Below are 14,361 nucleotides of genomic sequence, written 5' to 3' on the forward strand. Positions count from 1 at the left end.
CCGATGAACCACCTGCATTTATGAGACATGTAAGTTGACTAACCCACCCTACCATGCAATTTGCAGAGCTTGTGTAATTTTCACGCAATGGGGGCCATGATGATCCAAGCAACCGGACGGACAAAGCCTGAGGCGATGACCTCAAACAGAGAAGTGCGACAGGAAGCAGAAGAAGAGAGTTTTCTGCCAACAAAATCTGGAGACCCCATCACCGTTAATGAAACCGACGGGAACATTTACGGTGGATCAAAAATCACAGCTTTGGAAAGCGGAAACGCTGTTGTCATTTGGACCATAGACGGCGACAGCTTCGGACAAATTGTTTCCGCCGACGGGGAACCGATTGGCAGCAATTTTGAACTCCCTTCCCATGAAAGCATTGCCGCCCTCAGCTCCGGTGGGTTTGTAATCGCCTGGGGGGAGGATGGCGCTATCTATACCCAGACCTTCGACAATGAAGGGGCTGCGGTAAGTGCAATAGAAACCGTTACCAACCACTCGCACTCCAGTGCTGCAACGGTTCACGCCCTGTCTGACGGAGGCTTCCTCGTCGGCTGGACCAGTAACGTCTATTATATTGGCCTGGGCAATACGCTTGGCAGCATGGGCCGCATCTACAACCAATATGCACAAGTCCAATCGAACGAGATTCAGCTCAGTGCGTTTACTGATGGCTATCACACGGCCCCCGAAATAGCCCCTAGTGCAGATGGGGGATTTGCCGTTGTCTATTCCGCCGACGAAAGCGGCGCCGACGAAAAGGACGTCTTCCTGCGCTTTTTTGACTCAAACGGGAATGTTATCGAGATCGATAGCGAACTGTCGGACAACCGCATCCGCGTCAATTCGGTGACAGAGGGCGAACAATTTGATCCAGATATTGCCTTGCTGAACGATGGGTTATACGTCGTTACCTGGACTACGGACCAAAGCGAACTCGGCTACAATAACACCGACGTCATGGGCAGAATAATCAGCTCGGACGGGTCCTTTGTCAGCGATCCGTTTGTACTGAATACCGAACTGAACAATAACCAGTCAGATACAAGCGTTTATGCTTTAGGCGACGGCGGCTTTATCGCCGGCTGGTCTGGGTTTTACTGGAGAGGGCAGCGCTTCGATTCCGAGGGCAACAAGCTGGGCGAGGAAATCCTTGGCAGTAACGACAATCTGGCGATTTTCGATGGCAGATACCTGTCGAACTGGAGCCATGAGGGCATCCATGTTCAAGCCTATGACTTTGTTTTCCAAACGGTTCAAATGTCCGGATCCGACGCTGACGACCGCCTGACCGGCACAACCGGGGCTGATGTCATTCTAGCCGACAGTGGTAACGATACCGTCAGCGGTGGTGCTGGCGCAGATTCCATTCTGGGCGGCGACGGTGCTGATGTCCTGCGCGGAAATGCTGGCGGCGACACCATCAATGGCGGAGACGGCAATGACGTTATCTGGGCAGGTGCCGGCGATAATGGGCATGACCGCTTCTGGGGCGGAAACGGCGCTGATACCATTGGCGGCGGAGCAGGCAGCGACCTGATCGTAGGCGAAGCCGGCCCCGACGTGTTGTTTGGCGGAACCGGATATGACACGCTGGTCGGCGGAGAGTGGGACGGCAGCGCTGGCTTTGCCGATACTTCCTCAAATTCCATCTGGGCGGGTGAAGGCAACGATGTCGTATACGGGGCATCTGCCGCGGACCAACTGGGCGGCGGTGACGGTGACGACTATATCGCAGGCGCGGGCGGCAATGACATCATTTATGCCGGGCGAACAGGTGATGACACCCTGGATGGCGGCGCAGGCGACGACATCATTTTCGGTGGCAGGGACGATGATGTTGTCCGCGGTGGCGATGGCGATGATGAACTTTATGGCGGTCGGCTGCATGATGTTGTGGAAGGTGGCGCGGGCAACGATTCCATCTATGGCGGAACCGGCAATGACACCCTTACGGGCGGCGAAGGCGACGACATCATTCTTCCCGGCAATAACTCTTTGTCCGGCGCAGTTGATTACGATCTGCTGATTTTCGCCGCGGGCCACGGCAGCGATATCGTTTCAGGGTTCAGCCTTGATGAAGACCAGCTTGATCTTTCTGCGACCAGTACGGAATTCATTGACCTTGCGGCCGTACAAGCCGCAGCCACAGATACCGATGAAGGTGTCCTGATTGATACCGGCGGTGGCAACAGCATCCTGCTGACCGGCATAACCGCAGCCGATCTTATTGATCTGCAGGTTGTCCTGTAGCCATCAGATATAACACTGGACTTCTTGGGGGGAAGCGCATGACCGACATAACCATTGCGGAAGACTCGTCGACTGCCATTGATCTGAATGACGATCAGTCCGACACAATCACAATTAACGCGACCCTGTCGAATTATATTGATGCCGGCGGCGGTGAGCGTGACACGCTGACCAACAACGGCATAATCGACTATCAAAGCGATGCTGCCATCAAAAACGCCGCCTTCTACAGCGGTGCTACACTGGTGGACGTCACAAATGCCGGTACTATTTCAACTCTGACCTACCCTTCTCCAGAAGACGAGCCCGAGTGGACCCAAGGGAACGGCATACAGGTTGGGACTGGCACGCTGACCCTCACCAACCTCGCGTCTGGTGAAATCAGAAGTGGCAAACACGGTGTTTATGTAGCTGGCGATGGTACGACCGCCTCTTCCGATACCGACATTTCCAACCAGGGCCTGATCCATAGTGCCGCCCACGCCATCTTGATCTACGGTGGTACTGTCACCAATTCCGGGACCTTGGAGGCCGTTGGTGGATCGTTGGTTGGCGGCGACCCCCTTTATGCGCCTAACGGAATCTATTCCGGTTACCTGAGCACCCAAGACAGCAATGATTATCAGGCGGCGCACACTTCGATCACCAATACCGCCTCAGGTACCATTAGCGGCATGGCGACAGGTATTTACCTTGAAAATGGCGGGGGAAGTATAACGAATGCCGGATCCATTTCAGGTGGTGCCGCAGGCATTATCGTCAGGGGCAGCGATCTCTCGCTTGACCTCACCAACAGCGGCACCATTGTAACCGACGGCAGTGAAGCGGCCACATTCAGTGTTCTGGGCGCCTTTGGCATAATGGTTCATAAGGAAAGCAGCCTCAACCTTACGCTGACAGGGACCGTTTCAAGCAGCGAAACGGGCATCTACGCCGGCCAGGCCGATATTACGGTTTCAGGCAGCGGCAGAATTCTTGCCAACACGGCCACAGGCAACAGCGGCTATGCTATTGAAACGGCAGATGCGGAAGACTTCGCCGCAATTGCAAGCCGAGTTTATACCAGCAGCTATTCACCCTTGCTGCCTGATGATTTCTGGTCCTTTGCTACAAACGCCCAGGTGGAGGCCTTTGCCGTTAGGCTGGGGCTGATCGACGGCACCGATTCCAACTACGCTTTCTATTTTCACTATGAGTATGAAAAGGGTGAATCTGAATACTATCGCTCTACCGGTGAGCTTCAATCCTATGAGAACGAGTTTGGCACATTCACGCTTGAGCTTGTCAACGGCCAGTATGCCCTTCACCTGAATGGAGAATTGGTCACCGAGGTTCCAGACAATCATTCGTTTGCCGACACAATCACCAATGCCGGCTTTATCGATGGCGACATCTCGCTTGGGATGGGCGACGATACACTGACCAACACCGGCACCATTGATGGCCGGGTTTACCTGGGCGACGGCGCTGACACATTCATTGCGACCAACGGTGGCGCCAATGTATTTGGCGGCAGCGGCCATGACCATATCACAGGTAGTAGCGAGGCGGATATTTTGCGCGGCGACGGGGGTGCCGACACCATCCATGGCGGTGCAGGCAATGACCAGATATGGGCCGGCGCTGATGATATCGGCGGCGACCATTTTTTTGGTGGCGACGGCAATGATATTATAGGCGGCGGTAATGGGAATGACCTGCTGGTCGGCGGCAGTGGAGCCGATGCGCTCTTTGGCGGCAATGGCCAGGATACATTGGTTGGTGGCGATTGGAACGAAGGAACCGTCACCGCCGGTAAAAACGCCGAGCAGCTTTGGGCTGGCGGCGGCAATGACCTGATTTATGGGTCCGACGTTGCAGACCAACTGGGCGGCGGAACGGGCGACGATACCATTCACGGCAATGGCGGCGCCGACACGATATACGCTGGCAAAGCGGGTAACGATATCCTGTATGGCGGCGGAGGAAACGACCTCGTGTTCGCCGGATCGGAAAACGACCAGGTCGACGGCGGCGAGGGCAACGACGAACTGTATGGCGGGGCCGGTGACGACTCTCTCACCGGCGGTGACGGTTCAGACACGCTCTATGGCGGCGCCGATGCCGACACACTGGTTGGCGGTGCAGGGGCCGATATCCTTCGCCCTGGCGGGGGCGCAGACGTGCTGGTCTTCCAGGCGGGAAGCGAGTCAGACACGGTCGAAGGCTTTGATCTGGCAGAAGACAGACTGAATCTCGAGGCAACCTCAACTGATTTCATCAGCGTCGACGACGTTATCGCTGCGGCCACAGAAACAGCGGACGGCGTGTTGATCGACTTGGGCGGCGGCGACAGCCTCCTGCTCACAGACCTCGCACTCGCAGACCTCAATACGGTGACATTCGACCTATAGCCTGTTGCAGACTTTCGGGAATGGCGCGTATGCTGCGCGCCTCAACCCCTGTTCTCCGGATTGCCGCCCTATGACCCGCACCTATGCAAGCTTCCCCGCAATCTATGATCTGGTGCGCGAAATCCCGAAAGGCCAGGTCGCGAGCTACGGCATGGTGGCAAGCTTGCTGCCTGGCGTGACGCCGCGGATCGTGGGGTTCGCCATGGCCGCCACACCAGCCGAACAGGGCATCCCGTGGCAGCGGGTGATCAACAGCGCCGGAAAGATAAGCGAGCGCGACGGGGCGACGCGGCAGCGCGACCGGCTGGTGGCAGAAGGTATCAGCTTCAGGAAAAACGGCGCTGTGGACTGGAAAACCTGCCGCTGGCAGGGCCCATCGGAAGCCTGGCTTGATCGAAACGGCGTCGACTTCATGGATTTCCTGACCATCCAGAGCGGCTGGCCGGGCTGAAAACCGCCTGAATTTACCCACTTCAAAAAGAGCGAGGTGCCAAAAGGCACCCCGCAGAGGTGGGAACGTGCCTAGAAACGATAATCCAGGCGGAGGAAAGCGTTGGTGCCCACGCCCGGCAGGCGCGAACCAAGGGGAACATCTGAATCCGATATGCGGTTATAGCCGGCCAGATGATCCTGATAGAAACGGTCGAACAGGTTCTCCACGCCCGCAGTCAAGCTGACGCTGTCGCTCAGCCAATAGCCCGCGTAGATATCGGCAAGCGCATATCCGTCTGTCGCCACTTCGCTGTTGGTGGCAGACACCTTGTTCTGGGCAGCCACAAGGCGGGTCGCGGCGGTCACATACCAGTCACCCCCCTCATACGTCAGGGCAATGGTGCCGCGTGCCGGTGCGATGCGGTAAAGGTTATCGCTAATGTCATCGCGCTTTGCGCGGACATAGCTGAAGCTGCCGTCCAGATGCAGCCGGTCGCTGATTGTCACGCCCATATCAAGGTCAATACCGTAAAGCGTGGCGTCCACATTGCCGAAGCGAAGCGGCGTCGGGTCACCGTTCATGGCGGAAATCATCTCAACCGGCGTGTTCACAACACCCGGCGTGTCGTCATAGGCCACACCCTGGATAAAATCGTCCACCTTGCGGTAAAAGACTGTCGGGCGCGCATAGAAGCGATCACCGGCATAGTCCACGCCCAGTTCCGCGATCAGGGCTGTTTCGGCCTTAAGCGCCACATCACCCACATAGGTGTTGCCGTCAGCCAGCCCCCCGCTCGCGGGTGTCGGCAGCCAGGCATATTGTTCAACATAACCCGGCGCCCGGTTCTTGCGGGCAAGCGTGGCGCGCAGGGTTGCCTGTTCGCTCAGCGCATACCAGCCCTGGAACACGATATCCACCAGATCATGCGTCACATCCGTGTCTGCATTGGTGAAGGCCATCGCCAGCATAGCCGGCCCCATTGGCACGGCGCTGCCGACGCTCGCGCCCTCTGTTGTACTTGAATAATGGTCATAGCGCACGCCGATCTCATAGCCGCTACCGCCCTCTTCCATGCGCCATTCACCAAAGCCGCCAATGCGCTCCATCTCGATACCCTTGAAGCTTTGGAGGAAGAAATCCGCATTATTCGGGTTGGTAATCTTCAGGTCATGGGTGCTGCTTTCATAGTCACCCCCCACCTTCAGCTTGCCGCCCGCGAAATCCGTGGTGGCCATCAGGTCAGCCGTCCAGGTTTCGGCCCAGGCGAGGCTGCGGCGCTGCATCATCGGCATTGGCGCCGGGCGCGAGAGATAGTTGGTCATGGCGTGCGAGATATCGGCATACCCCACGTTGGCCTCAACATTCATCCCGTCATACTTGCCGCGATATTTGGCCTGAACGAAGTCACCGTTGAAGAATTCGATGTCCATGGCGAACGGCGGGTTGCCCGTGTCGTCCACCTTCTGGTGGCGGTAATCAAGGCCCAGTTCGTGCTTGCCGTCCTGGCTGCGCCAACCCATGCCGACACCTGCGACCGACCGCTCATGGAAAGTGTTTGTGATATCGCCGCGTCCGGACCTCAGATCATCGCCTTCCTCATAGGACGCCAGCACATGTATGCGCCATGTGTCTGTGGATGCGCCAACCACGCCGCCCAGGGCCATGCTTTCATCGGCGCTGCGCACCGTGGCGGAAAGGCTGCCGCTCAGGTCAGCGCTGCTGCTACCGGAAAAATCCACTTTCTTCAGCGTGGCGTTTACATTCCCGGCAAGACCCGGCCCTTTGGACACGGACCCCACACTGCGGGAAACCTCAAGGCTTTCCACAAGCGGCAGGGGCGCATACTGAAGCGGCGGGTCCATCAGGTTCGGGCCACCTGAGCCGAAACGCTGACCATCGATGGAAACGCCGACACGTGCGCCCATCAGGCCACGGAACTGCACCTGGCCAGAAAGCGCACCGTTATTGATCAGGGCCCCACCGGGAACGGCTGTGGCGAGCGCGGCTGCGTCGGCCTTGGCTACGCGCACCGGCTTCACCTCGCTGGTGGTCAGGGTTGTCTGGTCGCGGCGAGCACCAACAACCAGGATTTCTGTCAGGGTGTCGCTGTCTGCATTTGCGGATTCAGCGGCAGCAGGCATGGACAGCATGGTGGAAGACGCCAACGCTACAAGCGCGAGGCGTGAATGATTGAAAATCATGAATATCACTCCGAATGGCCGGTGAAAATCAATCCGGCACAACAAAAACAAAAAATGGTTTAAGTGCGGAGTGTGGTTGGCGGTCCCCTGCCTTCATAAGGCACCACCACAAGGCTGCGCGTGGGGGCAATGACAGGGGTAATGGTAACGGGATCGTTCGGCACAGCCACAAGGACGACACGGTCCAGATCAGCCGCCATGACGGCAGGCTGGCCGGTACACTGGCGACAGTCGCTGCAGTCAGCAGTATGGCTTTCGCCGCTATCCGCCTGACTTGACGCCGAGGCATCGGTTTTGTCGATGCTGCACCAGCTTAAAGGATCGGAAAGGGAAAGGCCGTCTGCGGCAGAGGCCGGCGCCATGCAACAGCCAAGCTGCAGGAAGACGTTCAGAAGCACCGCGACAAGCGCGATATCCCATGCAGCACCGTCTTTCCTGAATTTACGCAGCATCAAAGGCGTTCCCGGACGTTTCCAATTGGCCGTCCGGTACCCCATGGCCGCCGACTATTCAAGTCATTTCAATCCAAGTGGACACTTTGCCGCGCCCTTACCGAGGCATCACTTGGCCTGTTCAGGAGCCTCGCCAGAGGGGTCCAGCCCTTTCGCCATCATACGGTGCTCGTGCGAGAAGAAGCCGCGGATATCCTCAATCACCAGAATGAGCGCAGGCAGAGCGAACAGCATCACGAAGCTTGAGAAAACAAGCCCTGTCGCCAGGCTGACCGCCATCGGAATCAGGAACCGCGCCTGTGGGCTTGTTTCCGAAATAATCGGCAAAAGCCCGAGCGCCGTTGTGATGGTTGTCAGCGCGATCGGGCGGAAACGCCTGAGCGTGGCACGCACAGCAGCATCAAGCGCGGTCGCACCCGGCTCCTGCAGTTCAAGATTATAGCGGTCAATCAGCACGACAGAAGCGTTCACCACCACGCCCGCAAGCGCCACGACACCAAAAAGCGACACGAACGAAAGGTCAAACCCCAGTGTCATGTGGCCATAAATGGCTCCGGCAATCCCAAGCGGGATAGACACCAGAATGATCGCCGGCTGGATATAGCTTTTGAGCTGGGTAGCCACCAGCGCATAGATGATGATCACTGCCAGCATGAAGCCCCGGAAGAGCGACGCGAAGTCTTCGCTCTGTTCGCGCGAGCCGCCTTCAAGCTGCCAGCGAAGGCCCGGGTGCTTTTCCATCAGCCCAGGCAGGATTTCAGCCTGAATCATATCATTGACCACATTGGGCGTTGTGATGGCTTCATCCACATCGGCTGTTACCGTGAGCACCCGGCGGCCGTTCACCCGCTCAATCGAGGTGGGGCTGCGGCCTTCACCAATATCCGCCACAAGCGCCAGCGGCACACCGCTTCCGTCCGGCAACCGGATACGGACATCCTGCAAATTCTCAAGGCTGTGGCGCATTTCTGCCGGGTACCGCACATAAACCTTCACTTCCTCGCGCCCGCGCTGGATGCGCTGTACTTCCTCACCGAAATAGGCCTGCCTGAGCTGGCGCGCGAGGTCTGTCGGTTTGACACCGGACGCGAGCCCAAGGTCCGTCAGGGTAAATTCGAACTGGCGCTTGCCAAGATCAAGCCCGGCGTCAATCTGGCTGACACCGCCAATGAGCGCCAGCTGGTCTGCAAGGTCACCAGCCGCGGCTTCAAGTTCGTGTTGGTCGTCGTGCGCGAGCTCATAGCCCACATCGACGCTTTGCGGCCCGATGGTGGAAGCAAAAGAAAGCGTTTCGGCACCGGGAATTTGGCCCACCGCCTGTTCCCAGCGTCGCCCAATTTCGCGAGCGCTATAGCTACGGGCATCGGTCGGCACCAGTTCAACAGACATCTGCCCCAAATGGCTGGCTGTCAGCGCGCTTGAAAAGCTGCCAGGCCCCGTGGCCTGGTTATAGCGCGCGCCTATGGTCACGGACGTGGCGTTGATCACCGTCTCGCCCGATTCGGCTTTGATCTCTGCCGCCACTTTATCAAGTGCCGCCTGCAGCTGATCCATCGCGCCCACGGTGGCTTCAAACGGTGCGCCGTTCGGCAGCGCCAGTCTGGCAGAGATTTCCGTACCCTCGATGTTGGGGAAGAAGACAACCCGCACAATGCCCGCGCCCACCAGTGAAAATCCGACCATCATCAGCGAGATGGTCGCCGCAACGGTTACGTAGCGGTACTGGCTTGCGCGCACGATCAAGCGCTGCAAGGGGCCGATGGCGAAGGCATCAAGCCCCCGCGCCACCTTCTGCTGGATGGTGCGAAGAAGGCCCTTAGACCAGCGGTTCTCGTGCCGGAGGTGCATCGGCAGAATGAAGAAGGCTTCAATCAAAGACACTGCCAGGATCGCGATCACCGCCACGGGTATGGGCCGCGTAATCTTGGCGAAGGTCCCTGTCTGGAACAAAAGCGGCGCGAAGGCCGCCATGGTGGTGAGCACGCCCACAAGTACCGGCGCATAGATATTTTTCACACCCTCAAAGGCGGCGCGGCTTTCATGGAAACCGTGCTGTTGTTCGGCATAGATATTTTCGCCCACCACGATGGCGTCATCCACCACGATACCGATCACGACGATAAGCGCGAACAGCGTCACCATATTGAGCGTGATACCGATACTGCCGAAAATCAGGAAGCCGCCAAGGAAGCTGATGGGGATGCCCATCGCCACCCAGAAAGCCAGCTTGAAATCAAGGGTGGCCACAAGAAGCAGGAAAACAAGCGCAAAGCCAAGAAGCGCGTTGCTCGTCAGCAAGCTGATCCGGTCCGCGAGGATTTCCGTCTGATCCCGGAACACCAGCACCTCAAGGCCTTCCTCAAGCGGAACGGTATCCACATAGGAGACCACCTTTTCCTTCACATCCAGGATATCAGCGCTTTCGTTTCTCAGGACATCAAGAAAGATCGCGGGTGAACCGTTATATTCATTGATCAGCGGCTCATCGGCGAAGCCGTCGGTCACGGTGGCGATGTCGCTCAGGCGCACAATGTCACCGGAACTGGATGAGCGGATCATGATGCGTTCGAATTCGTCGCCCACCCGCGCCTTGGCATCCGTGCGCAAGAGGACTTCCCCATCACCCGATTTGATGGCTCCGCCAGAGAGTTCAATCGAGGAATTGCGGATCGCGTCTGCCACTTCCTTGAAGGTGAGGTCATATTTCCTGAGCGTATCTTCCGAAAGCTCGATAGAGATTTCCTTGGCGCGCGCACCCCGGATCGTGATGGCGGAAACGGCATCAAGCGCCAGCAGGTCCCGTTCCAGAAGCTCAGCTGTCGCGCGCATCTCTCTTTCACCAACCTGGCCCACCAGCACCAGCGTCAGCACGTTCGACAGCGACTGGGTCACGGTAACAATGGGTTGTTCGGCATTGCCGGGCGGGAAATCCACAAGGCTGTCGATCGCCGCCTCAACCTCATCCTTCACCCGGTAGGCATCGACAAAATCTTCAAGTTCCAGCGTCAGCGCGCCGCGGTTCTCGTAAGCATAGGAGCGCACACGTTCCACGCCGTTCACGCCCAGAACCGCTTCTTCGATCCGCCGGGTGATGCTGTCTTCCACTTCCAGAGGCGTCGCACCGGGATACTGCACAGCCACGGAAATGGTGCCAACATCAACGGTCGGGAACACCTCGGACCGCATGGTCACAGCCGTCATCAATCCGCCGATGATAAGGAACACCATCAAAAGGTTGGTCATCACCGGGTTTTCAAGGAACCGGGCGACAAGCCCAAGAATACCTGAAGCCTCGATGCGCTTTTCGCTCATGACGCATCCCCTGCAGTCGCCTCGGCACGGATAGACTTGCGGATGGTCACAGCGCGCGACACGAAGCTGGTGGGCACTTCAGAAATTACGACACCATCGGCGACATCGAAGGCACGGACATACACATGATCATTGTCCATATCGACGATATCGACCGGCGTGTCCTCAAGCTTCCCATCCTTCACGCGCCAAACGCTGTTCGCTGTCGCCAGCGCGCTGATCGGCAAGGTGTAGATATTGGCCTGCTCATGGCCTGAAAGCTCAACGGTTGCGAAGGTACCGGGTACCAGGCTGCTGCTCGCGGGCAGCGCGATGATCACGTCCTGAAGGCGGGTGCGGCTGTCCAGCACCCCGCCAAGTTGGGTAACGGGCGCAGGGATAACCGCGCCGGCACCAAACTCGTCCCGGATATGCGCCACGTCACCCACTTCAAGCGCCAGTCGCGAAAGGTCCTTTGGCGCGATCCCTGCCGTGATGCGCAGACTGTCTGTGGCATAAAGGCTGCCATAGCTGATACCAGTGTTCACCAGTTGGCCACGCTCGACGCTGCTGGCCACAATCCGCGCCGGGTAACCAACGCTGAAGCGCGTGCGCGCCAAGTTCAGCTCCGCTCTCGCGGCTGCCGCTTTCGCAGCCTTCAGACGCGCTTCAAGCGCCCGCACCTGGGGTTCCTTGGCCACCAGTGCTGGCGCCGGCTTGTCAGGGAACACGCGCTTCCAGTCGCGGATGAAGTTTTCCGCGTTCGCGCGAGCCTGCAACAGATCAGACTCAGCGGCTGCGACTTCGGCCTCGGCTTGCTCAAGCGCCAGTTCATAATCGCGCCGTTCAATTTCAAACAGCACCTCACCCGCACCAACAAGCGCGCCGGGTTCCAGTTGCTTATTCACGCTGACCACGCGGCCGCTCACCTGGGGGCTGATCGCCACACCTGCACGCGCTGAGACTTCACCCGTGATCTCCAGCTTTGGCGTATGAGCGGTAGGCCGCGGCTGGAACACATCCACCACCAGGGCAGACTGGCTTGCCGAATATCCGGGGCCATTATCACCTGTGATGCGGATAATCTTTGTGATGGCAACCGTGCCCACCACAACGGCGACAACCAGGGCGACCTGGATAAGGCCAGCCGCCTTTTCGCTGCCCTTGGCAACATGGAAAGCCTCAACTACCCGCTTCATAAAAACCTCTCTGACGTGCCCGGCACAAATATGCCGCATCGGAATCGAATTATTAGACGCCCCCGTCCATCAATTGTGGGATACCACACCAAGCACGCCAAGCCGTCAAGCGAAAGGATTGTCGCAGCACCGGCTTCCCGGGATGATACGCATCAAATTTACGTGTCCTGCGTATGTGCAGATCACCAGCTTGAGATCATGGCTTTTATCCGGGCGGGAAAATGCTATATGAAAGCGAACGCTTTCCCTAGGCTCCACGCGCAGCCCCGGGAAAAACCGGAACAATATAGGAAGATCTGATGGTAAAAGTTTCTGTGACCAACCTGGCCGGCCAAACCCGCGATATCGAGGCCGAAGAAGGCCTGTCGCTGATGGAAAACATCCGCAACAATGATTTCGACGATCTGGCCGCTATCTGCGGCGGCTGCTGCAGCTGCTGCACCTGCCACGTCTATGTGGACGGCGAGAACTTCGGCCAACTGCCTGCCATGGAAGATGACGAGCATTATCTTCTGGAAGACAGCGAGCATTATAAAGAAGGCGCGTCCCGCCTGTCCTGCCAGATTGAAGTTGATGGCTCGATGGACGGCCTGAAAGTCACCATCGCCCCAGAAGCCTAAGTTTCAGAAGCTTAAGATAAAGAAGCTTAAGCGCCCCAAAGGAAACACACTGCCATGACCACCGCATTCCTGACGACCGACACGTCCAAGCCTGCCACGCCGCTCCGCCTTGTGCGCGCGGATGACTGGCAATCCGGCCTTTCAAAAGACCAGTTGGCCTGGGCTGAAAAGGTTGAGTTTGAAGGCGAGGCCAACACCTGTGTGTTGTTACCCGGTGAAGGCGGCGGTTTGGCGCTTGCGGGTGTGGCAGACGGCGCCGTGACTGTATGGTCGCTTGCAACCGCTGCTATAACCCTTCCGAAAGGGGCATACCGGCTTGAAGACCTGGGCGCGGCAGACGCCCAAACAGTGGCGCTGGGCTGGACGCTGGCGCAGTATCGGTTCGATCGCTACCTGACCGAAAAACCCGAAGGTGGGCGCGTGCTTGTGCTGCCTGAAGGCACCGATGCAGCGACTGTGGCCAAAGAGGCCGAAGCCGTGTGCCTGGCGCGCGATCTGGTGAACACCCCAACGGAAGACATGGGGCCTGCCCACCTGCAGGATGTGGCAGAGGCGCTGGCGGAAGAATTTGGCGGCACCTGCTCTACCATCGTGGGCGAAGACCTGCTGGATGAGAACTTCCCAGCCATTCACGCCGTCGGGCGTGCAGCGGGCATGGGCCGTGAGCCGCGCCTGATTGACCTCCAGTGGGGCGATAAAGGCCCGAAGGTCACCCTTGTGGGCAAGGGCGTGTGCTTCGACACCGGCGGGCTCGACCTGAAGCCCGCGGCCGGCATGCTCCTCATGAAGAAAGACATGGGCGGGGCTGCCCATGTGCTGGCGCTCGCGCGGCTGATCATGTCCATGGACACAAAAGTGCAGCTACGCGTGCTCATTCCGGCGGTTGAAAACGCCGTGGACGGCAATGCCTTCCGTCCCGGCGACGTACTTTCTACCCGCAAGGGCATTTCGGTTGAAGTGGGCAACACTGACGCTGAAGGCCGCCTGGTGCTGTGTGACGCGCTGGCACTCGCGTGCGAGGACAAGCCCGACCTTCTGGTCGATTTCGCCACTCTCACCGGGGCGGCGCGTGTGGCGCTTGGGCCAGACCTGCCGGCCACCTATGCCAACAATGAAACCCTCTGGGCCGCCATCGACCGCGCCGCAAGCACACTGACCGACCCTGTCTGGCGTATGCCCCTTTGGGCACCCTATGACGAAACACTGAGAAGCGACGTGGCCGACATGAGCAATATCTCCGACGGCGGCGGATTCGCGGGCTCCATCACGGCGGCGCTCTACCTGCAGCGCTTCGTTGAAGAAGGCACGCCCTGGGTGCATCTGGATGTTTTCGCCTGGGTACCAAAACCCAAGCCTGGCCGCCCGAAAGGCGGCGACGCACAAGCCGTCCGAGCCATGCACACAGCGATGAAAGACTTCTTGTCGCTTGACGGATAAGCAAAAATCGGGTCACCTTAGGGGCTGAAGTTCTGTGTCACCTTTGATCATTCCGGCTGAGGAACGAGCCTGTGACCGAAAA

Annotated in this window: 9 protein-coding genes; 5 read left to right on the forward strand and 4 right to left on the reverse strand. The window is 58.4% G+C overall.

Annotated features, from left to right (window positions below; all coding sequences use genetic code 11):
- Positions 1-99 precede the first annotated feature (99 nt).
- The 3 genes from ACFO5Q_RS11890 to ACFO5Q_RS11900 all read left to right on the forward strand — a co-directional run bounded on the left by ACFO5Q_RS11890 (position 100) and on the right by ACFO5Q_RS11900 (position 5,097).
- Positions 100-2,253 (forward strand): calcium-binding protein, encoded by a 2,154-nt coding sequence (locus ACFO5Q_RS11890; protein ID WP_068148818.1) that lies wholly within the window; start codon positions 100-102, stop codon positions 2,251-2,253.
- A 38-nt stretch (positions 2,254-2,291) separates the two neighbouring features.
- Positions 2,292-4,646 carry a calcium-binding protein gene (locus ACFO5Q_RS11895; protein WP_068148821.1) on the forward strand — a complete coding sequence of 785 codons (2,355 nt, stop codon included), beginning with the start codon at positions 2,292-2,294 and terminating at the stop codon, positions 4,644-4,646.
- A 70-nt stretch (positions 4,647-4,716) separates the two neighbouring features.
- A complete protein-coding gene (locus ACFO5Q_RS11900) occupies positions 4,717-5,097 on the forward strand; it encodes an MGMT family protein (protein WP_082719922.1) in 381 nt (126 codons plus the stop codon).
- Between the two features lie 71 nt (positions 5,098-5,168).
- On the opposite strand, the gene ACFO5Q_RS11905 is transcribed toward ACFO5Q_RS11900, so the two are convergent.
- The 4 genes from ACFO5Q_RS11905 to ACFO5Q_RS11920 form a co-directional block, all read right to left on the reverse strand.
- A complete protein-coding gene (locus ACFO5Q_RS11905) occupies positions 5,169-7,280 on the reverse strand; it encodes a TonB-dependent receptor (RefSeq protein ID WP_068148824.1) in 2,112 nt (703 codons plus the stop codon).
- Between the two features lie 59 nt (positions 7,281-7,339).
- Positions 7,340-7,732: a DUF2946 family protein gene (locus tag ACFO5Q_RS11910; protein WP_068148827.1), complete on the reverse strand. Its 393-nt coding sequence runs from the start codon at positions 7,730-7,732 to the stop codon at positions 7,340-7,342.
- 108 nt (positions 7,733-7,840) lie between these two features.
- A complete protein-coding gene (locus ACFO5Q_RS11915; protein WP_082719923.1) occupies positions 7,841-11,044 on the reverse strand; it encodes an efflux RND transporter permease subunit in 3,204 nt (1,067 codons plus the stop codon).
- Positions 11,041-12,222: an efflux RND transporter periplasmic adaptor subunit gene (locus ACFO5Q_RS11920; protein WP_068148830.1), complete on the reverse strand. Its 1,182-nt coding sequence runs from the start codon at positions 12,220-12,222 to the stop codon at positions 11,041-11,043. The genes ACFO5Q_RS11915 and ACFO5Q_RS11920 overlap by 4 nt, the downstream gene beginning before the upstream one ends.
- Before the next feature lie 299 nt (positions 12,223-12,521).
- Between ACFO5Q_RS11920 and ACFO5Q_RS11925 the strand changes: the two genes are divergently transcribed.
- Both ACFO5Q_RS11925 and ACFO5Q_RS11930 read left to right on the forward strand, forming a co-directional pair.
- On the forward strand, positions 12,522-12,842 hold the full coding sequence (locus ACFO5Q_RS11925; RefSeq protein ID WP_068148834.1) for a 2Fe-2S iron-sulfur cluster-binding protein: 321 nt from the start codon (positions 12,522-12,524) through the stop codon (positions 12,840-12,842).
- Between the two features lie 54 nt (positions 12,843-12,896).
- Entirely contained in the window at positions 12,897-14,279 is a 1,383-nt protein-coding gene (locus ACFO5Q_RS11930; RefSeq protein WP_068148838.1) for a leucyl aminopeptidase family protein, read from the forward strand.
- Positions 14,280-14,361 lie beyond the last annotated feature (82 nt).

This window comes from Kordiimonas lipolytica, from assembly GCF_042651265.1.
GTDB lineage: Bacteria > Pseudomonadota > Alphaproteobacteria > Sphingomonadales > Kordiimonadaceae > Kordiimonas > Kordiimonas lipolytica.

Bases quoted from the DNA above. Each gene is read 5' to 3' on its own strand.
- ACFO5Q_RS11890 (WP_068148818.1), top strand. From the start codon at position 100: ATGATCCAAGCAACCGGACGGACAAAGCCTGAGGCGATGACCTCAAAC.
- ACFO5Q_RS11910 (WP_068148827.1), bottom strand. From the start codon at position 7,732: ATGCTGCGTAAATTCAGGAAAGACGGTGCTGCATGGGATATCGCGCTT.
- ACFO5Q_RS11930 (WP_068148838.1), top strand. From the start codon at position 12,897: ATGACCACCGCATTCCTGACGACCGACACGTCCAAGCCTGCCACGCCG.
- ACFO5Q_RS11900 (WP_082719922.1), top strand. From the start codon at position 4,717: ATGACCCGCACCTATGCAAGCTTCCCCGCAATCTATGATCTGGTGCGC.
- ACFO5Q_RS11925 (WP_068148834.1), top strand. From the start codon at position 12,522: ATGGTAAAAGTTTCTGTGACCAACCTGGCCGGCCAAACCCGCGATATC.
- ACFO5Q_RS11895 (WP_068148821.1), top strand. From the start codon at position 2,292: ATGACCGACATAACCATTGCGGAAGACTCGTCGACTGCCATTGATCTG.
- ACFO5Q_RS11915 (WP_082719923.1), bottom strand. From the start codon at position 11,044: ATGAGCGAAAAGCGCATCGAGGCTTCAGGTATTCTTGGGCTTGTCGCC.
- ACFO5Q_RS11905 (WP_068148824.1), bottom strand. From the start codon at position 7,280: ATGATTTTCAATCATTCACGCCTCGCGCTTGTAGCGTTGGCGTCTTCC.
- ACFO5Q_RS11920 (WP_068148830.1), bottom strand. From the start codon at position 12,222: ATGAAGCGGGTAGTTGAGGCTTTCCATGTTGCCAAGGGCAGCGAAAAG.